Source organism: Enterococcus sp. C50 (genome assembly GCF_040887505.1).
Classification (GTDB): Bacteria; Bacillota; Bacilli; order Lactobacillales; family Enterococcaceae; genus Enterococcus_B; species Enterococcus_B thailandicus.
In genome coordinates this window covers 200,988-225,271 of record NZ_JBFOFW010000005.1, presented here as the reverse complement: position 1 = coordinate 225,271, position 24,284 = coordinate 200,988, and the positions used below count along the sequence as shown (strand labels likewise).

At 37.4% G+C, this 24,284-nt stretch carries 18 protein-coding genes and 1 pseudogene; 5 read left to right on the top strand and 14 right to left on the bottom strand.

The window, feature by feature from the left end:
• Positions 1-30: 30 nt before the first annotated feature.
• From AB3I20_RS08680 to tgt, 9 genes and pseudogenes are all read right to left on the bottom strand, one after another.
• Positions 31-834 carry a gluconate 5-dehydrogenase gene (locus tag AB3I20_RS08680; protein WP_067483314.1) on the bottom strand — a complete coding sequence of 268 codons (804 nt, stop codon included), beginning with the start codon at positions 832-834 and terminating at the stop codon, positions 31-33.
• 22 nt (positions 835-856) lie between these two features.
• Positions 857-1,699: a 5-dehydro-4-deoxy-D-glucuronate isomerase gene (gene kduI / locus AB3I20_RS08675; protein WP_067483315.1), complete on the bottom strand. Its 843-nt coding sequence runs from the start codon at positions 1,697-1,699 to the stop codon at positions 857-859.
• Positions 1,700-1,713: 14 nt separating this feature from the next.
• The gene (locus AB3I20_RS08670; RefSeq protein ID WP_067483318.1) at positions 1,714-2,721 is read right to left on the bottom strand and encodes a sugar kinase; all 1,008 of its coding nucleotides are present in this window, start codon (positions 2,719-2,721) and stop codon (positions 1,714-1,716) included.
• A 6-nt stretch (positions 2,722-2,727) separates the two neighbouring features.
• A complete protein-coding gene (locus AB3I20_RS08665) occupies positions 2,728-3,372 on the bottom strand; it encodes a bifunctional 4-hydroxy-2-oxoglutarate aldolase/2-dehydro-3-deoxy-phosphogluconate aldolase (RefSeq protein WP_067483320.1) in 645 nt (214 codons plus the stop codon).
• Between the two features lie 98 nt (positions 3,373-3,470).
• Positions 3,471-4,232, bottom strand: coding sequence for an IclR family transcriptional regulator (locus AB3I20_RS08660; RefSeq protein WP_067483322.1), 762 nt, complete (start codon positions 4,230-4,232; stop codon positions 3,471-3,473).
• Between the two features lie 69 nt (positions 4,233-4,301).
• Positions 4,302-4,448: pseudogene (locus tag AB3I20_RS08655) on the bottom strand (L-rhamnose mutarotase); the annotation flags it as partial.
• A gap of 312 nt (positions 4,449-4,760) precedes the next feature.
• Positions 4,761-7,358: a bifunctional acetaldehyde-CoA/alcohol dehydrogenase gene (gene adhE, locus AB3I20_RS08650; RefSeq protein ID WP_368027177.1), complete on the bottom strand. Its 2,598-nt coding sequence runs from the start codon at positions 7,356-7,358 to the stop codon at positions 4,761-4,763.
• Positions 7,359-7,671: 313 nt separating this feature from the next.
• Positions 7,672-8,049 carry a preprotein translocase subunit YajC gene (gene yajC / locus AB3I20_RS08645; RefSeq protein WP_067483326.1) on the bottom strand — a complete coding sequence of 126 codons (378 nt, stop codon included), beginning with the start codon at positions 8,047-8,049 and terminating at the stop codon, positions 7,672-7,674.
• A gap of 99 nt (positions 8,050-8,148) precedes the next feature.
• Entirely contained in the window at positions 8,149-9,294 is a 1,146-nt protein-coding gene (gene tgt / locus AB3I20_RS08640) for a tRNA guanosine(34) transglycosylase Tgt (RefSeq protein WP_067483328.1), read from the bottom strand.
• Between the two features lie 211 nt (positions 9,295-9,505).
• Here tgt and AB3I20_RS08635 point away from each other — a divergent pair, with 211 nt between their 5' ends.
• Positions 9,506-10,219 carry a DUF975 family protein gene (locus tag AB3I20_RS08635; RefSeq protein ID WP_067483330.1) on the top strand — a complete coding sequence of 238 codons (714 nt, stop codon included), beginning with the start codon at positions 9,506-9,508 and terminating at the stop codon, positions 10,217-10,219.
• A 63-nt stretch (positions 10,220-10,282) separates the two neighbouring features.
• Here the strand turns inward: AB3I20_RS08635 and AB3I20_RS08630 are convergent, their stop codons facing one another.
• The 3 genes from AB3I20_RS08630 to queA form a co-directional block, all read right to left on the bottom strand.
• Positions 10,283-12,925 carry a cation-translocating P-type ATPase gene (locus AB3I20_RS08630; protein WP_271026959.1) on the bottom strand — a complete coding sequence of 881 codons (2,643 nt, stop codon included), beginning with the start codon at positions 12,923-12,925 and terminating at the stop codon, positions 10,283-10,285.
• A 698-nt stretch (positions 12,926-13,623) separates the two neighbouring features.
• On the bottom strand, positions 13,624-14,007 hold the full coding sequence (locus AB3I20_RS08625; RefSeq protein ID WP_368027176.1) for a hypothetical protein: 384 nt from the start codon (positions 14,005-14,007) through the stop codon (positions 13,624-13,626).
• Positions 14,008-14,417: 410 nt separating this feature from the next.
• Positions 14,418-15,449, bottom strand: coding sequence for a tRNA preQ1(34) S-adenosylmethionine ribosyltransferase-isomerase QueA (gene queA, locus AB3I20_RS08620; RefSeq protein ID WP_095803357.1), 1,032 nt, complete (start codon positions 15,447-15,449; stop codon positions 14,418-14,420).
• Between the two features lie 211 nt (positions 15,450-15,660).
• Between queA and AB3I20_RS08615 the strand changes: the two genes are divergently transcribed.
• Genes AB3I20_RS08615 through AB3I20_RS08600 form a run of 4 tightly spaced genes read left to right on the top strand, consistent with a single transcriptional unit; the run spans position 15,661 to position 19,062 of the window.
• Complete coding sequence (locus AB3I20_RS08615) at positions 15,661-16,836, top strand: betaine/proline/choline family ABC transporter ATP-binding protein (protein WP_067483338.1); 1,176 nt, start codon at positions 15,661-15,663, stop codon at positions 16,834-16,836.
• Positions 16,837-16,839: 3 nt separating this feature from the next.
• The gene (locus AB3I20_RS08610; protein ID WP_067483340.1) at positions 16,840-17,481 is read left to right on the top strand and encodes an ABC transporter permease; all 642 of its coding nucleotides are present in this window, start codon (positions 16,840-16,842) and stop codon (positions 17,479-17,481) included.
• Complete coding sequence (locus AB3I20_RS08605) at positions 17,478-18,398, top strand: osmoprotectant ABC transporter substrate-binding protein (protein WP_067483342.1); 921 nt, start codon at positions 17,478-17,480, stop codon at positions 18,396-18,398. The genes AB3I20_RS08610 and AB3I20_RS08605 overlap by 4 nt, the downstream gene beginning before the upstream one ends.
• Before the next feature lie 4 nt (positions 18,399-18,402).
• Positions 18,403-19,062 carry an ABC transporter permease gene (locus AB3I20_RS08600; RefSeq protein WP_067483344.1) on the top strand — a complete coding sequence of 220 codons (660 nt, stop codon included), beginning with the start codon at positions 18,403-18,405 and terminating at the stop codon, positions 19,060-19,062.
• 218 nt (positions 19,063-19,280) lie between these two features.
• On the opposite strand, the gene AB3I20_RS08595 is transcribed toward AB3I20_RS08600, so the two are convergent.
• On the bottom strand, positions 19,281-21,104 hold the full coding sequence (locus AB3I20_RS08595; RefSeq protein WP_067483346.1) for an amino acid permease: 1,824 nt from the start codon (positions 21,102-21,104) through the stop codon (positions 19,281-19,283).
• A 211-nt stretch (positions 21,105-21,315) separates the two neighbouring features.
• Positions 21,316-24,021 (bottom strand): YhgE/Pip domain-containing protein, encoded by a 2,706-nt coding sequence (locus tag AB3I20_RS08590; RefSeq protein ID WP_075491328.1) that lies wholly within the window; start codon positions 24,019-24,021, stop codon positions 21,316-21,318.
• Between the last annotated feature and the right edge of the window lie 263 nt (positions 24,022-24,284).

The following is a 24,284-nucleotide window of genomic DNA, read 5'->3' as shown; positions in this document are numbered from 1 at the left end:
GAAATACTCTTTTATCTCACGACTATTTTCCTATGGTTGCTTTCCAATGTATGCCAAAATACCGCCATCAACATACAGGATGTGTCCATTAACAAAATCTGAAGCACCTGAAGCAAGGAAAATTGCTGGTCCAGCTAAATCACTTGGTTCACCCCAACGCGCAGCTGGCGTTCTTCCTACGATAAATTGATCGAACGGATGGCGTTCACCATTTTCTTGTTGCTCTCTCAGAGGTGCTGTTTGTGGCGTCGCAATATATCCAGGGCCAATGCCATTACATTGAATGTTGTATTGTCCATACTCAGAAGCAATGTTCTTTGTTAGCATCTTCAAGCCGCCTTTTGCAGCAGCATAGGCACTAACTGTTTCACGACCTAACTCACTCATCATCGAACAAATATTGATAATTTTTCCGCCACCCTTTTCAATCATATCTGGGATAACGGCCTTTGCTACGATAAATGGTGCATTCAAGTCAACATCAATGACTTGACGGAAATCAGCAGCACTCATTTCGATCATTGGTGTCCGTTTGATGATTCCGGCATTGTTCACCAAAATATCTACCGAGCCAACCTCTTCTTTGATTTGCTTAGTCATCGCTTGAACAGCTTCTTCATCCGTCACATCACAAACATATCCTTTTGCTTCAATACCAGCTTCTTGATAGTGTTTGATTCCTTCATCGACAGATTCTTGCGTCAAATTATTAAAAACGATTGTTGCACCTGCAGATGCTAATGAACGGGCAATTTCAAAACCAATCCCATAAACTGCACCTGTAACAAGTGCAACTTTTCCATCTAATCGAAAATTATCCATTGTAAAATCCATAATGATTCTCCTTTATATTGGTTTATTTTAATTGATCCATTTGAACCATATCCATGTCCGTATAAGTGATATTTTCGCCACACATTGCCCAAATAAATGAATAATTACTTGTACCAACACCTGAATGGATTGACCAACTTGGTGAAATGATTGCTTGTTCATTCGCAACCACTAAATGTTTTGTTTCATCTGGTTTACCCATCATATGGAATACACGCGTGTCTTCATTTGCATAATCAAAATAAACATAAGCTTCCATTCGACGTTCATGCGTATGACAAGGCATGGTATTCCAAGCACTACCTGGCTCTAAAATTGTATAACCCATTTGAAGTTGACAACTTTCGCAAACATTTGGGTGAATGTACTGATAAATTTTTCGTTCATTCAAGGTAACACCTTCACCAGTTTCCATTGGCTTGATTTGGTCGATACTAATTTTTACATTTGGATATTTATGGTGGGCTGGTGCGCTACTCAAATAAAATTTTGCTGGGTTTTCAGCATCTTCTGAAGAAAAAATCACTTCTTTCGTTTCTTTCCCAATATAGTAGCCATCTTGTTTTTGCATTGGTTCTTTTTGTCCATCAATTTCAATAAAACCTGGACCACCAATATTGATGACACCTAGTTCACGACGTTCTAAGAAATAGTCAACGCCGAGTTCTTTATCTAATTTGACTTCTAAAGTAGTTGTTGTAGGCGTCACTCCGCCAAAGATCATGCGATCGTTGTGAGTATAAGTTAAACGAATTTCTCCAGGAACAAATACTTTTTCAACTAAAAATTCATTTCTTAATTGTTCAGTTGAATAATGACGGATATCTTCCGGACTATGTGTATAACGTGTTTTCATTTCTTGCATAATAAATACTCTCCCTATCGTATAATTTTTCCAGAGCCACAGGTTAAAAATTGTGTGACTTCTTCTTGACTGAATTGATTGCAATCACCATGAACCGTATGTTTTAACGCGGACGCAGCTGTCGCAAAGTTGATTATTTCCTGCGGCGGCATGTCCGTTAACATACCATGTAGTATTCCGCCAGCAAAAGCATCACCACCTCCAACACGATCAACGATCGGTTCGATTTCATGAACTTGTGATTCAAAATAAGTTTCATCCATCCATAAGGTTCCCACTAATTGATTTGCGCTAGCTGAATAAACTTTTCTTTTGGTTGAATAGAATGCTTTAATCATAGGAAATTTCTCTTGCATTTTTTGATAATAATAAATCAGGGATTCTGTTTCTTCTTCTGGTGCTTTATCTACTCCCAACAAGTAAAGCGCATCCATTTCTCCAGCTGAACAAATGTCTACTAAAGGTAACAATTGCTTGATTACTCGGCTTGCTTCTGCTTGTGTCCATAGTTTCCCGCGATAATTGATGTCAAAACTAATCAAACAGCCTGATTCTTTCGCAGCTTCCATCAATTTTTTTGTCATCTGCTGCCATTCGCTAGACAAAGCAGGTGTGATTCCAGAAACATGAAAGATGTCAACGCCTTCAAATAAATTTTCTAATGACCATTCGATTTCCGTCATTGTCGCAAAGCTGGAACCTGCTCGATCATAAATTACCGAGGCCGCTCGTTCTCCAACCCCAGCCTCCATGTAATATGTCCCTAATCGCTTACCACCGCGTAACAAGTAATTAGTTGACACCCCATAACTTTGAAGATGTTTCTGAACTGCATCGCCTAATGCATGAGTCGGAACTTTACTAGCAAAAATAGTTTCATGTCCATAGTTTGCTAATGAAATAGCGACATTAGCTTCACCGCCACCATAATCAGCTCTGAACTGCTCACTTTTAATGATACGCGTTCCTTGAGTTGTAGATAATCGCAACATGATTTCTCCAAGAGTTACCACTTTTCCCATCATGAATTACCCCGCGATTTCTTTCATTTTCGCCGCGTACTGCTTAGCTACTTCTGTCACTTTCTCAAAATCACCTGTAGCAGCCGGCGCAAGTAAATTGCCACCCACACCAACAGTTACCACACCTGCATCAAACCAATCCTGCATATTTTCCAAGCTTACACCACCAGTTGGCATAATGTTGACTTGTGGCATAGGTGCTTTGAATGCGGAAACAATACTTGGACCAAATGCACTGCCAGGAAATAATTTCACAATATCAACCCCACTCTTCAGTGCTGTTTTGATTTCATCAATCGTCATACAACCTGGTAAATAAGGTACTTGGTACAAATTACATAGCTCTGCTGTTTCTTTATCAAAACATGGGCTCACAATATATTCTGCACCAGCTAAAATTGCTAAACGAGCAGTAACCGCATCTAACACTGTTCCAGCACCAATGACAATCTCTTCTCGTTCTTGATAAGTTGCTAAAAGTTCTTTGATTACTTGGTCAGCTTGTGGCACGGTAAACGTAAGTTCGATGCCCGTTAAGCCACCTTTGATAATTGCATGACAAGCATTCAGTGCTTCTTCACTCGTTTTTCCACGAACTACAGCAATCACACCAGCATTTTTCAATCGAGATAAAATTTCAATTTTTTTCATTTTCTCCACCTCTTATTTCCTATTTAGAAATTAAGTTTTATAATTTGGAAATCTATACTCGTATTATAAAGGAGAAAAGAAAAAATGCAAACGCTTTTTCATTTTTTTGTTAATGTTTCTTCTATTTTTTGTTTCGTTTGCTTTACTGCTGCAACAATTTGATTTTTAATTTCGCCTGTTAAACGATATTTAGGCATACTGATACTAAATGCACCAATGATTTCATTATTTTTGACAATAGCTGCACCGATACAAAAAATATCTTGTTCCATTTCTTCATCATCGTAAGCAATTTTGGACTGCTGTACTTTTTCAATCTCGCTTTTTAAACGCAGTGGATTAGTAATCGTGTATTCAGTAAATGGAACTAGCGGATGTTTCGTTAAGTATGTATCATATTGGTTCTCATCAAACTCAGCTAATACAGCTTTTCCCATAGCAGAACTATAGAGTGGTCTAGTCACACCGATTTTGGACGACATTCGGATCGTTTGGTTTTTCGCTTCTAGTTTATTGACATATAAAATTTCTTCATTATTTAAAATTCCTAGATGAATGGTTTCATCAATCGTGTCTTGGAGTTGTTCAAGATACGGACGCGTTGCTTCCACTAAATCTTGTTCCTCAATACTTTTGTTCGCATAACGGATAAATTTACTACCTAAACGATAATTTTTGTCCGAGTTTTTATTTGTATATCCTATTAAAGTTAATGTATCTAAAATTTTTAAAGCAGTTGAAGCAGTCATTCCCGTGCCTTTAGCAATTGCTTGTAATGAAGAATCTGGCGCTTCTGCTAAGTAATCTAAAATAGTTGATGCCTTAATCAAAACAGTTCCGTAAGGTTTTTTATTTTCCATATTGCACACTCCCGTTTCTTTATAGGAAAATTATAACGGAAAACTTTTGATTTTAATAGTACGACTGATTCAAACTTCAAATACAGGAGTTAGTTCTTGTGCCACAGGCGAATCCTCGTCATTGGTTTCCATAAAAGGAGCCATATATGTCCACCATTTTTGGTTAATCGGCGTTCGAGCAAAGTCTTCCTATAATTTTTCATCTGCGATTTCTAATTGAGAAAAAAATCTAAAATTGCTCTTATATTTTAAATTTTTACATATCCTGATAATTTATAACTAAGTGGTCCTTGAAATGTTTCTCTCTTTTTTGGTAGACAAGGATTTTTTCAAAGTAATTCTAAAGGTACATATTGGAACACATATTTTTATCTTTACATAAAAAAATTGTCTGAATGAGAGAATCATCCAGACAAACTTATATGAATCAATATGATTTTAAATCCCCCACACAAATTTGAGCGGAAATTTGTGTGGGGGATTCATGTAGCGAACAGCTGCCAGCCGTACGCTAACTAGTGGTAATTATTAAGCTTTGTAAGCATCAATAATGATTTGTTTTAATTCACTAATTAATGGTTCTTTTGGATTAGCAGTTGTACATTGGTCTTCGTAAGCTAATTCAGCCATACGATCAACTGTTGTATCAAGTGTTTCTTGTGTCACACCTTGTGCTTTCAAGTTCATATCGATACCTACGTTTTTACCTAATTCATAAACAGCTTTTGCTAATGCATCTACTAATTCAGCAGTTGTTTCGCCTTTTAGACCTAAGAATTTAGCAATATCTGCATAATCTGTATCTGCACGGAAGTAGTCATATTTAGGGAACATTGCGTGTTTTTGTGGATCTTTCGCATTGTAACGAATAATGTGTGGTAACAAGATTGCATTTGTACGTCCATGAGGAATACCATATTCTCCACCAATTTTGTGGGCGATTGAATGACAAATTCCTAGGAACGCATTTGCAAACGCCATACCAGCCATCGTTGACGCATTATGCATTTTTTCACGTGATTCCATATCAGGTGTTTTTACTGATTTTTCTAAATAATCAAAGACTAACTTGATTGCTTGCAAACTTAAACCACGAGTGTAATCAGATGCCATGACAGATACATATGATTCAATTGCGTGAGTCAAGACATCCATACCAGTATCTGCAGTTACAGAGGCAGGAACTGACATAACAAATTGTGGATCAACAATTGCAACATCTGGTGTTAATGCATAGTCTGCTAATGGGTACTTAACATGTGTATCGCTATCAGTGATAACTGCAAATGGCGTTACTTCTGAACCTGTTCCTGAAGTTGTTGGAATACATACAAATTGAGTTTTTTCAGGTTTTGCAATTTTGTACGTACGTTTACGAATATCCAAGAATTTTTGTTTTGCTCCAAAGAAAGAAGTATCTGGGTGTTCATAGAACATCCACATTCCTTTGGCAGCATCCATTGCAGATCCACCACCTAATGCGATTACTGTATCAGGTTTAAAATCAGCCATTAGTTTTGTTCCAGCGTAAACAGTATCTGTTGAAGGGTTTGGCTCAACATCAGAGAAAACTTCAATTTTTACGTCGTTTTTACGGCGAGCAAGTACTTCACGAACTGTATCACAGTAACCAAATTGGACCATTCCTGGGTCACAAACGATCATGACACGTTCAACATTTTCCATTTTTTCTAAGTAAAGTAATGAATTCTTTTCAAAGAAGATTTTTGGTGGTAATTTGAACCATTGCATGTTATTTCTCCGTTTCGCTACAGTTTTGACGTTGATTAAGTTGACAGCAGATACATTACGAGAAACAGAATTTTTACCATAAGAACCACAACCTAAAGTTAATGAAGGAATCATTTCATTGTAGATATTACCAATTCCGCCTTCAGCTGATGGTGTGTTAACTAGAATACGACAAGCTTTCATTCGTAAACCAAATTTCACGTGTAAATCTTCATTTTCTGAATGAATAACAGCTGTATGTCCTAGTCCACCAAGATTTAACATACCTTCACATAATTCAAATGCATGGTCTGTATTGTTTGCTTTAACCATTGCTAAAACTGGTGATAATTTTTCACGTGAAAGTGGGTAATCAGCACCTACACCTTCTAATTCAGCAATTAACATTTTTGTTCCTTCTGGTACTTTGATACCTGCTAATTTAGCAATTTCCATTGCTGAATGTCCAACGATTGCTGGGTTAACAGCATACTTGCCTTCATTCATCACTGCATCTTCTAATTTTGCTAGTTCGCTTGGTTTTACGAAGTACACTTGATGCGCTTGAAATTCTGCTTTTACAGCTGCATAAATTTCTTTATCAACAATTACTGCTTGTTCAGACGCACAAATCATTCCGTTATCAAATGTTTTTGATACGATCAAATCGTTCACTGCACGTTTTACTTTTGCTGTTTTTTCAATGTATGCTGGCACGTTACCTGGTCCAACTCCTAAAGCTGGTTTCCCAGTTGAATAAGCAGATTTAACCATTCCTGCTCCACCTGTTGCTAAAACAATTGCAATTCCAGGATGGTTCATCAACATTGAAGTTGCATCAATTGATGGATGCTCGATCCATTGGATACAGTTTTCTGGTGCACCAGCTGCGATTGCCGCATCACGAACAACACGTGCTGCTTCTGCAGAAGATTTTTGTGCACTTGGATGGAAAGCAAACACGATTGGATTTCTTGTTTTCAATGCAATCATTGATTTGAAAATCGTTGTTGAAGTTGGGTTAGTCGTTGGTGTTACACCACAAACAACTCCGACTGGTTCAGCAATTTCGATTAATCCTTTTTGAACGTCCTCATTAATTACACCAACTGTTTTATCATGTTTAATGTTATTCCAAATATACTCTGAAGCATACATATTTTTAATTGCTTTATCTTCATAAATACCACGACCAGTTTCTTCAACTGCCATTTTTGCTAGAGGCATATGTTGATCTAAGGCAGCCATTGCCATTTCATGTACGATATGGTCCACTTTCGCTTGATCAAAGTCTTCCATTTCCTTTAGGGCTACATTTGCTTTTGTTGCAAGATCATCGATCATTGCTTGCACGTCGATCGTTTTTACTTGTTCTTTTTCCAATGTCTTAGCCATTGTCTTCCTCCTAGTGGGTATCACATTTGTTTGTTAATTATTTCACATATGTATCATACAATAATTTATTTTAGTTGTAAATAGTTTTTTGTGATTTTTTTCACAGTTTTAAAATCAAAGATAAACCTTGATATTATAAAGTTATTTAGCTATAAGCATTTTTTGAACTATCTAAGAAAAAAATATTTTTTATTTATCAATCACGTTCACTATTGAACTTATTTTCTCGCTTTTGATTTTCAAATAAAAAAAGAGACACAACTAATTAATTAGTTGTGTCTCTTCAGATGAAAAATAATTATAGAATCTATGCTTATTTCTCGTCTTTGTTTTCTTCAGAAACTTCTTCTGTTACTTCTTCAGTGATTGTTTCTTCTTTTGTTTCAACTGGTTCTTCGATAGTTGTCACTGTAGCATCGTTTTCTACAGTCACTCCTGGTTTAACCGTTTTGATTGACGCACGGTCAAACTCTAAGAAGATACCTTCACAGTCTAAAACGACTGTGCGTTTGTCTTCATCGATTTCTGAAATTACGCCATGCAAGCCACCAATTGTAACAACTGCATCGCCTGGTTTCATACTATCTAACAAGTTTTGACGTTCTTGTTGTTGTTTCTTTTGTGTACGTGACATAAAGTACCACATTGCTAACAACGCAACGAACATCACAATCATTGGTAATGATCCCATTTTTTTCACCTCACTCAATCTATCTACAAAAAACACTTTAGCATAAAAAGTACTATCTACACTAGCTTTTTACCTAAATTTCACATAAAAGTCATGAATTTAGAAACTCTTAGCATTTTCTTTGTTAAATCCGTATTCTTCAAAGAAGGCTGCTCTGAATTCTAATAAGTTATCATCCATGATTGCTTGACGAACTTGTTTCATCAAATTCAATAGGAAATAAAGATTATGATAAGAAGTTAAACGAATACCGAATGTTTCATCACACTTGATTAAATGACGAATATAAGCACGAGTATAGTTTTTACATGTATAGCAATCACATTTTTCATCAATTGGACGAAAATCATGTGCATATTTTGCATTTTTAACAACTAAACGACCTTGCGAAGTCATACAAGTTCCATTACGTGCGATTCTTGTTGGCAATACACAGTCAAACATATCTACTCCACGAATTACTCCATCAATCAAGGAATCAGCTGCACCAACCCCCATTAAGTAGCGTGGTTTGTCTTCTGGAATTAATGGTGTCGTAAATTCTAAAACACGGTTCATGTCTGCTTTTGGTTCCCCAACAGATAATCCTCCGATTGAATAGCCTGGGAAATCCATGCTAACTAAATCTTTCGCACTTTGACGACGTAAATCTTCAAATCCTGCCCCTTGGATAATTCCAAATAGACCTTGTGTTGCTGGATTTGCGTGAGCTTTTAGTCCACGCTCTGCCCAGCGTGAAGTACGCTCTACAGATTTTTTCACGTAGTCATAGCTTTCATCGAATGGTGGGCATTCATCAAAACTCATCATGATATCTGAACCCAATTTATTTTGGATATCAATTGCTTTTTCAGGTGATAAAAACATCCGAGAACCATTCAAATGATTTTTAAAATGGACCCCTTCTTCTTCAATGTTACGCATATCACTTAATGAAAATACTTGGAAACCACCAGAATCGGTTAAAATCGGTTGATCCCAATTCATAAATTTATGCAAACCACCAGCTTCAGCGACTAGATCTTCTCCAGGTCGCAACCACAGATGGTACGTGTTACTTAAAATGATTCCTGCACCCATCTCCTTTAATTCTTCAGGAGACATAGTTTTTACTGTCGCCAATGTTCCGACAGGCATGAACATGGGAGTTGGAAAAGTACCGTGTGGCGTAATAATTTCACCTAAGCGGGCACCCGTATGTTTTTCTTTTTTGATTAAACGATAGCGAATGGCAGGTTGTGACATTCAATTCCCTACTTTCTCTATAAAATAGCGTTGACAACTCACACAATCATAATCGTTTCGGCACTTTTTTGCAAGAGTTTATCTATTGTTTCTGTTCTATTTAATCCTCTTTTTTTAGAGACATTTCCGGAATAATCAATGCAAGATGAAAGGCAAAAAAGTGAATCTTTGTTATAATAATTTTAACTTATGGAAAAGGAGTGAAAAATAGATGAAATCTTCTGCTGAATTAAAATCACAAGCTAAGGCTAGTTTGAAAGGTCGTTGGGGGCAAGCGGTATTATTGAATTTGATTCCGTCGTTAATTGCTATTGCACTTATTCTTTTGATTCTTGTACCATTCATCTTGTTTATTGCAAGTATGTCAGATGTTTCAAGTATCCAGGAAACGATTGCTAATGATAATGGTGGATCTGGTGCTGGCGGTGGTAGTGGTGGCGGAGTTGTTTCCGGCATTATTAGCGCATTGTTCATGAGTGGTATTTCTTGGACTTATCTTGATGTATTACGTGGACAAAAATCACAAATCGAACCATTTAAAGATGCATTTCGTGGATTTTCAGGTATCTTTATCGGTGGCGTAATCGGTTTAGCCATTTTAATTTGGTTATTCACCACATTATGGACATTGTTGCTTATTATCCCTGGGATTATCAAAAGTTATTCTTACTCTCAAAGCTACTTTATCTACTACGACACGATTCAAGAAACAGGTCAAAAACCTCGTGTGCTTGATACGATTACAGCAAGTCGTAAGCTAATGGATGGTTACAAAGGGAAATTGTTCTGGTTGGATTTGTCGTTTATCGGATGGCACATTCTTGCATTAATGACTGCAGGAATCGGCTATTTATGGTTGAATCCATATATTACAGCAACAAAAGCTGCTTTCTACAATGAATTGCCTAAAGATGTTGCTTACTAAACTAAACAGGTACAAAAAAAAAGCTGCGGTCAATACCGCAGCTTTTTTGCTACACTTTTTTATTTATTCTTCTTCATCATCCACATCTGGCAGTTGATGGAACTTAATCAGCTCACTCACTGCAATTGGTGTGACTGATAAAATGAAGACTAGCAACCAATGATTCAAACTAATATGAACAAGTCCAAAAAGTTCTTGTGTGAATGGGAACAGTGCCATTGCTGTAGTAATTACTACAGCTAAGACGGCCATTTCTAATAGCGATTTATTGGAGGATAGACTTACCTTAAATATTGATTGACTACTTCTCACATTAAAAACATGCAAAATTGAAGAATAGGCTAAGACTAGGAAAGCAACCGTTTGACCAACTTCTTGACTAGCATCAACCCAAGGGCTAATTGTGTCAACAAAACTTCCTAGATAGTAACCAAAAAGTGTTACAACGGTAAACACACTTGCGTTCACTGCAATTTTTTGCCACAATCCACGTGCAAAAATCCCCTCATTTCGCGGTATTGGCATTTGATCCATAATTCCTGCTTCCGCCGGTTCCCTTCCTAGTGCAAATCCTGGTAGCCCATCAGCTACTACGTTGACAAATAGTAATTGAACTGCCGTAAATGGCGCACCCCAACCTAGAAGCATCGCAATCAACACAATGAAAATTTCTGAGATATTACAGCTCAAAAGAAAATTAATCGCTTTTCGAATATTTTGATAAACAGAACGGCCTTGGCTAACTGCATCAACAATCGTTGCAAAATTATCATCCGTTAAAATCATATCTGAAGCACTTTGAGCTACATCCGTCCCAGTGATTCCCATGGCACAGCCAACGTCACTTGCTTTCAACGCAGGGGCATCATTTACTCCATCACCAGTCATCGCTACAACTGCGCCTGTTCGTTGCCATGATTTAACAATCCGAATCTTGTCTTCTGGCGTTACTCGTGCATAGACAGACAATTCTTTTACACGTTCATCTAGTTCTTCATCAGTCAACGCGTGCAATTCTGCGCCTGTTAAAGCTTCTGAAGAATGCTCCAAAATTCCAAGTTCTTTTGCAATCGCACTCGCTGTCACCACATGGTCACCAGTAATCATTACTGTTTTGATCCCAGCTTTTTTCGCGCGAGCAATTGCTCCTTTACTTTCTGGGCGAGGTGGATCAATCATGCCAATCAACCCGATTAAACGTAAATCTTTTTCTAACGCTTCTGAACTAATGTCTTGTGGCTCTTCGTCATAGACAGCAAAACCAACTGCAATCACACGAAGCGCACGTTTTCCGAAACGGTCATTGACAACTGTGGCTTGTTCGATGTCTCCATAACGAAAGCGTGGAGCTAATACGTCAAAAGCACCTTTGGTAATGGAAATATATTTTTTTCCCATCTTATGTACCGTTGTCATCATTTTTCGCTCTGAGTCAAACGGCAATTCTCCAATTCGAGGATAATTTTCTTCCAACTCTGCTTTTGTATGATAGTTTTCTTCCACAGCACGCACAATTGCGGCTTCTGTTGGATTCCCTTTGATAATCAATTCATCATTTTCTTTTTCAACACTTACATCTGTACATAAGGCTGCCATCTTCAAGACTTCCATTGCACTATCTGTCATAGCATCTTCTGTATCAGTAACTTCATCGCCGCGACTCCAAACTCGACGCACGCGCATTTTATTTTGGGTTAACGTTCCCGTCTTATCAGAACAAATTACGTTAGCTGTTCCTAATGTTTCAACTGCAGGCAGTTGACGAATAATTGCATGTTTTTTTGCCATTTTCTGAACGCCAAATGCTAAAGTTAATGTCACGATAACTGTCAATGTTTCTGGAACTGCCGCAACTGCTAAAGATACAGAAGTCATAAACATTTCCAGTAGCGGTTCTCCTTGCAACTCACCGATAATAAAAACTAATGCAGCCGCTCCTAATGCAATAAAACTAATTCGTTTACCTAACTGATTCAAGCGAACTTGCAAAGGTGTTTTCTGCATCATATCGCCACTTAATAGTCCAGCGATTTTTCCCATTTCAGTTTGCATCCCAATTGCTGTAACAATTGCTTGACCACGACCGGCAGCTACACTGCACCCTTTAAACACCATATTAATCTGATCGCCTAAAGGTACCTCTTCTTTACTAACATAAGTAGCATCTTTCTCAACCGCTTCACTCTCACCAGTCAAAGCTGATTCTTCTACTCGGAGTTGTGAACTTTGAATCAACCGAGCATCTGCAGGAATGGTTGCACCTGATTCTAAAATCAAAATGTCCCCAACAACTAATTGTTCTGCATCAATTTGTTCTCGTTTGCCATCACGTAAAACCAGTGCCGTCTGCTTATTCATATCCTGCAACGACTCTAATGCTTTTTCTGCATTTCCTTCTTGAACAATTGTAAGTGCGGAGTTGATAACAACGATAGCGATAATCAACAGACCTTCAAATAAATCTCCGTGTTCTGTTGCAAAGGCCGTATAAAAAGAGATCACAGCAGCAACCAATAAAATAATCGTCGTAAAATCTGCTAAACTTCTAAAAAATTTTCTGGCTAATGATTCTTTCTTTGCCTCATCAAAACGGTTAAGTCCCTGTTCCTTGCCCCGCTTAGTTGCTTCTTGCGAAGACAATCCTTGTTCTAGGTTTGCATTTGTTTCTTCTTGGACTTCCCTCACCGTTTTTTTATATTCTTCCATCCTATTCCTCCTTCAATCTTCATTAAATAATAATCCTATATTAAATATAACATCATTTTTTTATTTTTTTCAACTTAATAAACTATTTCAGACAATTTATGAATTTTGTTCATAAAAAAGGCATAGAATCGCGAGCATCTCATTTGCAAACGCTAACATTTCGTGCTACTATGTAGGTGTAAGGAAGGAGGATAACATCAAATAAGTTGAAGGATTTCTCGATGAAGTATTGTAAGCAAACAAAGTTGTTAGAAGTACAGGTTTCACCAAGTATACGTGTGAAGTACAAAGCGTCAAACTGATGAAAATAGTGAATGCGTATAAAGAGTTTGGATGATTCGTTTCCCAAAACCAGAAGTAACAAAGATACGTAAAATAAACAATGAACATCTGAAAATTGAATACTAGTAAAAGATGTGTCAATGAGTGTTGAAGATGTAACGAAAACAAGATTTTTTGTTTATCAAGAAGAAATTCAACAAGGTACTTTACATGTATCATGGAAAGTAACAAAAATTCTACTTATTTGATTCCTTCCGAAATACAGAGGCTGGACTTGTCGAGAGTCCAGCTTTTTTGTGTTGTCTACTTCCAAGTATCCATGCGTTCTTTTCTCCTTACTAGTACTTCGAAAAATTTGATAGCTAAGAATATTTAGCAAAATAAACACTTCGATTCAGCCACTCTCTACAAAAAATTTAATCACGGCTACCCTCGTCTTCTGCCAAAACATAATTAAGTAACGTGTGAGGTACTGTTTCATTTAATCGGTAGCCCGCTGCTTCTTTATAAAACGTCCAGCTATCTGTTTTAGCTAATTCGAGAATCTCTGCCTCAGTAGTTTTTTCTGATTCCAATTCAAGTAAACTTTGAATGATTTGTATCCGAGCATCTAATATCAGTAGTTGTTTCAACTTGGAGAAAAAATTTTCTGAAGAAATTTGGTCAACCAGATAATAGGCTTCTTTTTTTATTTTATCGTATTCGCGATAAATGAGTGGATACTCGTATTCAGTCATCAACGAAAAATATTGGTCGTATTTATCAAAATAATTGTCGAGGCTTTTATTGGTCAAAAGCATTCCATCAGCTCCTGTCTTTTTTATTTTATTTTTTATAATCGTACCTTTTTCATTTGTATTTTTATTTACCTTTTTCCTAAAAAAAAACTAAATTCATAAAATTTATTATCAAAAAATGGCGGTTGAACAAGCAATTTTTGATACTCTCTGCGCAAAAGAAACATTTATATTGAAAATGAAAAACAGACCATTTATTTGATCCAAAAAATACTGTCTTAACATTGATTGATTATTAGCCAAGGAAAATTACTCCAGCTAATTCAATTGCTCAGAGCTAGTTTAAAATTCGGAAAGTAAGCCTCACCTTGCTTATGTGATTCATTAAAAGTGGAAAATAGAAAAGAGAGTGAATGATCGCTAAGGATCATTCACTCTCTTATTTTTATTCAAACATGTAATTGTCAACCCATTTATTTGACGAACATCGCATCTCCAAAACTAAAGAAGCGGTAACGTTCGTCAATCGCATGTTGGTATGCAGACAGAATTAATTCGCGACCTGCAAAGGCACTTACTAACATCACTAAAGTTGATTTTGGCAAATGGAAATTTGTTGAGAACGCTTGGACGACTTTAAATTCATAACCTGGTGTAATAAAAATTTCTGTCCAACCACTGTCAGCTTTGATTTCACCATTGAACTTTGTCCCAATCGTTTCTAATGTCCGAATAGAAGTTGTCCCTACCGCTACGATTTTCCCGCCATTCTCGCGAACTTGGTTCAAACGTTTCGAAGCATCCTCTGTTAACCGATAAAATTCACTATGCATATGATGATCTTCAATCTTATCTACGCTAACTGGACGGAATGTTCCTAGGCCAACATGAAGTGTCAAGTAGATTAATTCAATTCCTTTGGCTTCGATTTCTTCCAATAATTCTTTGGTAAAATGTAATCCCGCTGTTGGGGCTGCCGCAGAACCATTTTCTTTCGCATACACTGTTTGGTAACGATCTGGATCTTCTAGGCGTTCTTTGATATAAGGTGGCAAGGGCATTTCACCCAGCGACTCTAAAATTTCAAGAAAAATCCCGTCATATTTAAACGTAATGATGCGTCCACCATGCTCTAGTTCTTCTTCCACCACAGCTTTTAGTCGACCATCACCAAATGAAATCGTTGTCCCTACTTTGGCACGTTTAGCTGGCTTGATCAACGTTTCCCATGTATCACCTTCTGTATTCGTTAAAAGCAATACTTCTAAATGAGCGCCAGTATCTGGTTTTTCTCCATATAAACGAGCGGGTAGCACGCGGGTGTCATTCATGACCAAGGCGTCCCCTGGGTTCAATTCATCAATAATATCATGAAAATGTTTATCTTCTAACTCTCCTGTTGTACGATTGACCACTAACAAACGTGACTGGTCACGATCTTTTAACGGTGTTTGTGCAATGAGTTCTTCTGGCAAATCAAAATCAAAATCCTCTGTTGTTAACATCTTATCCACTCTTTCTAGTCATTTATCTCAAGCTATTCTAACACTTTTTTAGAGACTTGGCGAACAGCTCAGTTCAAACTTTTTAGTACACCCCAATCCATATTCCAGTAAAAAATCTCTTCTTTCAAACCCTTCGATTTGTATGTTAACGATTTTTCAGCCATACTAGTTATGTGAAGATTAAAAAAATGATAATTTGAGGTGAGAAAATTTGATTGAATTTCAACATGTATCAAAAATTTATAAAGGAAACAAAGTTGCTGTTGATGACGTGAATCTTTCGTTTGAACAAGGAGAATTTATCTGCTTTATCGGAACTAGTGGTAGTGGGAAAACAACGACGATGCGCATGATAAATCGAATGACTGACCCGTCTAAAGGAAAAATTTTGATTGATGGAAAAAACATCCTAGATATCAATCCGGTTGAACTACGCCGACAAATTGGCTATGTTATTCAAAATATTGGTTTGATGCCACACATGACCATTCGAGAAAATATTACACTTGTACAAAAGCTACTGAAAGTTAGTCAGGAAGAACGTAATAAAACTGCCGAGAAAATGATTGACCTTGTCGAATTACCTCGTGAGATGCTTGATCGCTATCCAAGCGAACTCTCTGGCGGACAACAACAACGAATTGGTGTCGTTCGGGCATTAGCTGCTAATCAAGATATTATTTTGATGGATGAACCATTTGGCGCGCTAGATCCAATTACGCGTGACGCCTTGCAAGATCTAGTGAAAGACTTACAAGAACGTCTAGGGAAAACCATTGTCTTTGTTACCCACGATATGGACGAAGCATTAAAATTAGCAAGTCGTATCGCTATCATGAGTGAAGGAAAAGTGATCCAGTTTGATACACCAGAAAATATTTTACGTAACCCTGCCAATGAATTCGTAGAAGAACTTATCGGTGAAGATCGTTTGCTTCAAGCAAAACCGGACACGACTCGCGTCAACGAAGTCATGTTGAACACTGCCATTACGATTACTCCGGAAAAATCATTGCAAGAAGCAATCAAACTCATGCGCGAAAAACGCGTGGATACCCTTTTAGTAACAGACAACTCAAATGTATTGAAGGGCTTCATTGATGTTGAAACGCTTGACCGAAAACGTGGCAAAGTTTCGAGTGTTGGGGATATTTTAAATCCTAAAGTTTTCTATGTGAAAGAATCTGCTTATTTACGTGACACTTTACAACGGATTTTAAAACGTGGACTAAAATACGTGCCTGTCGTTGATGAACAAAACCGAGTAGTTGGTATTTTAACTCGTGCTTCACTAGTTGATATTGTTTATGATGTGATTTGGGGAGAAGATCAATCTATCACAGATGCGATTGAGTCAACGAAGCCTGTAGAAACAAAGGAGGTCTAGCTCATGCAGCAGTTTTTTAATCAGCATGGCGCCGAAATTTTAACAAAGAGTGCTGAACATCTTTATATTTCTTTTTTCGCTCTAGCACTTGGTATTTTGGTCGCAGTTCCGCTAGGGATTCTCTTAACTCGTTTTCAAAAAGCGGCAACGATTGTGATTGGTATTAGTAGCGCACTTCAAACGGTTCCCTCTTTGGCGCTGTTAGCTCTGATGATACCCTTGCTAGGCGTTGGAAAAACACCCGCAATTATTGCTCTCTTTATTTATTCGCTATTGCCTATTTTACGAAACACCTATATTGGGATGAAAAATGTGGATTGGAACTATCGAGATGTTGCCAAAGGAATGGGCATGACCAATCTGCAGTCCATTCTTTCAGTGGAACTTCCAATCGCGATGCCAACGATTATGGCTGGGATTCGTTTAGCTGCAGTCTATGTGATTGCTTGGGCAACTTTAGCCTCTTACATTGGTGCAGGCGGTTTAGGTGATTTGATTTTTAGTGGACTAAATAATTATCAACCAGATCTGATTTTTGCTGGAACGATTCCGGTAACGATCTTAGCTCTGCTTGCTGATTTCTTACTTGGTTTATTAGAAACACATCTCACTCCGATTGCGCTTAGAAAGGAGAATGATGAATGAAACGACTTAAACAACTCATTTTGCTTTTTGGACTCTCACTCATTCTCGGTAGCTGTTCTTTGCCAGGCTTAGCAAGTAATACGGATGACCAAACGATTTCGATTACTGGTGGCATTACTTCAGAAGCACAAATTCTTGCAGGGATTGTCGCTGGAATGGTTGAACATTATACAGACAAAAACACAACGATTATCAACAATTTAGCAACAACAACGATTAATCACCAAGCTATGATTAATGGGGACGCTTCGATTTCTGCGGCACGCTATACAGGAACGGACTTAACAACTACCTTAGGGCTACCGCCTGAAAAAGATCCTAAAAAAGCATTTGCCATAGTGAAAGAAGAATTTGAAAAACGGTACAATCAAACATGGTTTCCTTCTTATGGATTTGAAAACACGTATGTCTTTCTCGTTCGCAAAGACACAGCTGAGAAATACAATCTAACGAAAGTCAGTGATTTGAAAAATGTAGCGGATGAACTCGTTGCAGGTGTCGATACTTCTTGGATCAACCGTAAAGGTGATGGCTATGATGGCTTCCAAGAAACATATGGCTTTTCGTTTGAATCTATCTTGCCAATGCAAATTGGTTTAGTCTATGACGCTGTTGAAGCAGGAAAAATGGACATCGTATTAGGTTATTCTACTGATGGACGAATTGCAAGTTATGATTTGGTGATGTTAGAGGATGATTTAAGCTTCTTCCCACCTTATGATGCTGCACCGGTCGTCGCAAACCAAGTGTTGAAAGACACGCCTCACCTAGAGGAAGCCTTACAAAAATTAGGTGGTACGATCACTACAGAGGAAATGCAAAAATTAAATTATGAGGCAGACAACAATTTGGTGGAACCTTCTGTTGTTGCCGAACGCTTTTTGAAAGAACATCATTATTTTGAGGAAGGGAAGTGATTGCATGGATAAAATGAATTTATTTCAACAATTCGTCTATTATTTTCAAGAAAACGGTGCCTATGTCTTTAGTCAATTTATCCGTCACTTCTTGATTTCAATTTACGGTGTCTTTTTCGCCGCTGTTGTAGCGATTCCGATTGGGATATTGATCTCTCGTAAACGCAAACTTGCCAATTGGGTCATTCGCTTAGCAAACATCATTCAAACTGTCCCCTCTTTAGCAATGCTTTCTATTTTGATGATTGGACTGGGGCTAGGCGTTAACGTAGTTATTGTTACAGTCTTCTTGTACTCCTTATTACCAATTATCAAAAACACTTATACTGGCATGATCCAAGTAGATAAAAATATTTTGGATGTCGGTAAAGGAATGGGTATGACTGCTCGTCAACGTTTAATCATGGTGGAACTACCTTTATCTGTTTCGGTCATTATGGCTGGGATTCGTAACGCTTTGGTTGTTGCGATCGGAATTACTGCGATTGGTGCATTCGTTGGTGCCGGCGGCCTTGGTGACATCATTATCCGCGGGACCAATGCAACAGACGGTGCTTCAATCATTCTTGCAGGTGCGTTACCAACAGCTTTAATGGCGATCATTACTGACTGGGTACTTGGTATCGTAGAACGACGCTTAGATCCTGCAGCAAAAAAAGCTTAGTGTACGAAGCTGAACAATAGAAAAAAAGGCCCTGCGACAGTTTGTCACAGGGCCTTTTTTTCTATAAACAGTGTTCCCAAAACAACTCCTCAAAATAGTTCATAACTGTTCAAAAATATGAGTAGGCATTTTTGACAGTTATGAATTATTTTTTCGAAACTGAGCACTTGGATCCACAATCTTTGTTTATTGATAAAGTAATCACTATGCTCCATTACTTATTTTTTCAGATGATAACTATAGGTACTGATAACAATATTTTCTCGCCAAGAAAGTCGCAAACGTAAACGCAAACTTGTTTGGTTGTGCAAAATATTTTGCCAACGACGGTTTGGTACAAACTGTGGAATCAACACCGTTGTCGTATAGTTTTGTTTTGCTGCATTTTTGCTCACTAGATCCACATAGCGAATAATTGGGTTTTCAATTGAACGATACGAAGAATGAACAACCGAAAAACGAACATCAGGAAAATGTTTTTTGAATTCGGCTTCGATTTCTTTTTCCTTCGCCACATCTTCATCTAAGGATACGTGCATTGCTACTACATAGTCCCCAATCGAACGTGCATAATTCAACGCTCCAATGTTTACACGAGTAACATTTCCCACTAAAACTAACACCGTATTTCCATCAAAATCATGTAACTTAGCATCTTCTTCTAAGCGAAGTTGTTCTGCCACATTTTTGTAGTGTCCATGAATTTTGTAAAAAACAAACAAAACAATAGGCATAATGATAAAGAATGGCCAGATATCACCTAAACGATAGATGAACAAAATAATAATAATCGAGTAAGAAATAAATGCTCCAACAATGTTTGCAATTGATTTTTGCAACCACTTCTTACCTTCTTTTCGCCACTTGATAACCATCCCTGTTTGAGAAAGAGCAAATGGGATAAATACACCAATCGAATAAAGTGGAATCAATCGTTCCGTTGATCCTTGGAAGATAAACAATAAGATGATTGAACCAAAGGCTAAAGTCATGATCCCATTTGAATAACCTAAACGGTCACCACGATCCTGATACATATGTGGCATGAATTTATCTTTTGCTAAATTAAACGCTAAAACTGGAAACGCAGAGAAACCAGTATTTGCGGCTACTGCTAAAATCAAAGCAGTTGCAAATTGTAAAACGTAATACAACACACCATGTCCAAAGACAGCTTTACCGATTTGAGACAAGACCGTCACTTCTGTTTCAGGTACGATGCCATACCAGTAGTTAATGAATGTAATTCCCACAAAGAAAAATCCTAAAATGACAGCCATCATTGTTAACGTACCCGCAGCGTTTTTCGCCCGTGGTTTTTTAAAGAACGGTACCGCATTACTGATTGCCTCAACCCCAGTCAGTGAAGAGGAGCCAGATGAAAAGGCACGTAAAATCAATGCAATCGAAACACCTGGAACGGCCGCGCCTGGCAAGGCAGTCGCATTTAACGGTACTGCACCAGTCACAATGTTGAACAGACCAACGACAATCAGCAAGGTAATGACAATAATAAATGTATAAACAGGAACTAATAAGAAAGAGGCCGATTCACGTAACCCTCTTAAATTCAGCATCATCAATAACAAGACAATTGCGACGGAAATACCTACCTGATGACCATACAAAGCTGGGATCGCCGACGTTATCGCCTCTGCCCCAGCAGAAACAGATACCGCAACAGTCAGCATATAATCGATCAACAATGATCCCCCAGAAATCAGACCAGCGTTTTTCCCTAAGTTTTCACTACTTACCACATAAGCACCACCGCCATGAGGATAAGCATGAATAATTTGTCGATAAGATAAAGTTAATGAAATAAGTAAAATAATAACAAATGCTGCAATAGGTAATGAATACCAAATTGCTGCGGTAGACAAAGCAACCAACACAACAACGATTTGTTCTGTCCCATATGCAATCGAAGATAGTGCATCAGAAGACAATAATGCTAGCGCAGCAAATCGACTCAATTTATGGTCGTCATTTTCAGCAGACTTTAACGGTTTACCGACTAACAACCTTTTTAAGTAATCCAACTCTTAAACTCCTTTACACTTTTTTTCATGTTAAATATTGTTTTTGAAAATTTACAGTAAACAAGATGATATAGTACGCTCATCAAATATAAAAGTCAACATTCTACTAAAAAAATCTTTCAAAAAACGAAAAGATTTTTAATTATAGAAAAACTGGAATCTCCATTCACTCAAGAGATTCCAGTTCAATTTTTGATTCATCGCAACATACTCAGTGGAAAATATGACTTTCGTGTGAGTATTCCTGCAATTTTTTCATTTTAGATTCAATAAATGGATAAACAGCCGTTCCGACAATCCCAAAGACGATGAACAAACCAATCATAATCCAAATCGCATTCGTTGCCGTTGGCCAGTAAATACCACCAGCTGATTCACGCAATAAATTCACCGCGTGAGTGAACGGTAAGAATGGATTGATCATTTGGAAGAATTTTCCAGAAACTTGAATTGGATAATTCCCACCACCACCTGAAATTGACAGCACGAGGATGATAATCGCCAGCCCTTTCCCTACGTTGCCGAATAAGGACGCTAGCACATAAACAATCATCATGAAGGATAAGGACACTAATAACGCAAATAACACGCTATACACTGGATTATGAACGTCTACGCCCAATAGGAAGATATTTCCAAGAGCAACGATCAATCCTTGTGCCAAACCAATCGTTAAGAATGTCAACATTCGAGCAACATATTGTTCTCGCTTCGTGAATTTTGTTTTATCTTTTTTCTCAAGATAATAGTCAGTAGTTGCTACACTTGAAAGTAAGACTGCACCAACCCAAATACATAATGCCGTGTAGAATGGTGTACTTGCTGAACCATTATTGGCAATTGGATACAGTTGATTTGTTTTCAATTCAACTGGGTTTGTAAAGAAATCACTTTCTTTTGTCGCATCTAATTTCAATAATTTAATTACTTCACCAAGATCGACTTCTTCTTCCCCTTTACGGATAGCATCAGCAGCTTTTTCAATTCCTGCCTTGATACTTGGCCAATCATTTGTAATCAAGTCTGCGGCAGCATTAACAGCTGTCTCAACTTCTGGCATCTTTTCATTGACCGTTGTCAACGTACCCGTTAATTCACCTTTTAAAGTTGGCCAATCATTCTTAATAAAATCAGCAGCTGTGTTTAATTTTTGCGCAACGACTGGCAAATCATTATTATACAAGTCAGCGCCTTTATTGATGCCGTCAACGATCGTATTCATGTTTCCATTCAGCATGGTGTTCGCATCATGGACTTCTTGACCAATTGCGGGCATTTCTTTTTGATATTTTTCTAGGATACCAACTGCATTTGAAACAGTTGTCTTTGTCGAACTTAATAACGAATCAAAGTCGATTTGGTCTGCTTTGTCTAAGACACCATTTGCTGTTTGAATCGTGTGAATCAACTGATCTAAGATTGATTCAACAGTTGAGCCAACTGCATTAACATCAATATTACCTGTCAATTCTTTGATATTTGAAGCAATTGTTTTGACGCCTTCAAGCAAACTTTTCACTTGATTTAAGTTCCCATTTTGAACAGCCGTATTTAATTCATTCACACGTGTGTTCAAATTACCAAGTGCTGTTTTGATATTTTTCAATCCAGCAATAACGTCGTCTAGTTTATTGTTTCCAGCACTTGTTTGTAAGTCTGTCATAAATTGGACAACTTGATCAATGGCTTCTTGTTGACGACCCAAACTAGCAGAAAAATCAGTTAAGATTTGACCGATATTCGCTTTTTCTTCAGTCGTCAGTTCACCATCTGCAATCGCTCCTTCGATTGTTTCAATAATCGAATTTGTCGTAGTGGCAACTTCGCCAATTGATTTTAAAGTCACTTGCACGCTGGTCACAATACTTGGAACAGCCTCTTTTAATTGTGTCGCACCATTTTCAGTTGTCGACGCAAGATTACTTGCCTGTGATTCCAATCTTTTGATATCTGGCAAAGCATCTTGCACTTGGCCAATAATCACTAATCCTTGTTTTGCTTCATCAATTCCTTGATTCATTGTATCTTGGATTGAAGCAAAATCTTCATCAATCATCGCTAATTGTTTCCCAGCGTTTTGGATTTCAGGAATTTTTTCTTGTAGATCCAAAATAATCTTCGCTTGTTCTTGAAGTTCAGGCATCTTGTCATTCAATGCAATGACTTTTTCACCCATTTCGTCTACTTTTGGTAGATAGTCAACAAATTCATTTGCTTTGTTGAGCTTTTCTTTGATGCCAGGAAGTTGGCTTTGAAGTTCTAGCACTTTTTTGGTATACCCTTCAATGTCATCCAGGTTTTCATCAGTAGAAAGAATCATATCTTTTACTTTATTGATGCTCACTAAGTTGGAATCAATATCGTAACCAATTTCGTTAAAAACTTTTAGCAAGGTTGAACTTGCTGTGTTAATAAATTCCTCTGTGATTTGTGACTGAATCGAACTTGCACCTTTATCAGTGATTTTCGGCGCAATCGCGTTAATTTTTTCATTAACGGTGTATTCGATTTTTGGTTTCTTAATGTCCCCACTGGTAAAACTTAATAAGTCTTCAGAAAAATCAGTTGGCAGATAAATACCTGCATAATATTTTCCTGAACGAACACCAGATTCTAATTCAGCTTTTGAGTCAACAAATTGCCAACCCAGCTGGTCATTTTTGTGTAGTGACTTTATTACTTCTTTCCCAATAGCTACTTCTTTTCCTTGAAATTCAACTGGCTTATCCGCACTGTATACGGCGATTGGTAACTCTCCAGTATTTCCATATGGATCCCACAAAGCTTTGATATTAAACCATGCGTACAGTGAAGGGATAATCATGATAGCGATAATCAGAAGTGTCGCAATCGGGTTTTTAAAGATTCGTTTCCAATCAAGTAAGTAAAGTTTAAATGTATTTTTGATTGATCCCATAATTTTCCCCTTCTTTTTTTCTAGCTGAACTACTTTACCATGCAATTCTCTATGATTTCAATGAACATTAATCAAAAAAAGCGAGAATTTTGACATATAAGGACAACTGTCGAACTGTAATCTCTTACAATTTAAAAAACTATTAAATTTTATTTCCTTCACTTTATCATGAAATAACGTGGAATGATAATTTTATGATAAAAATTTAGCCCTAATCCATGAAATCTCTTTCGCAAACATAAAAAAAGTGAGGACAAAACTTT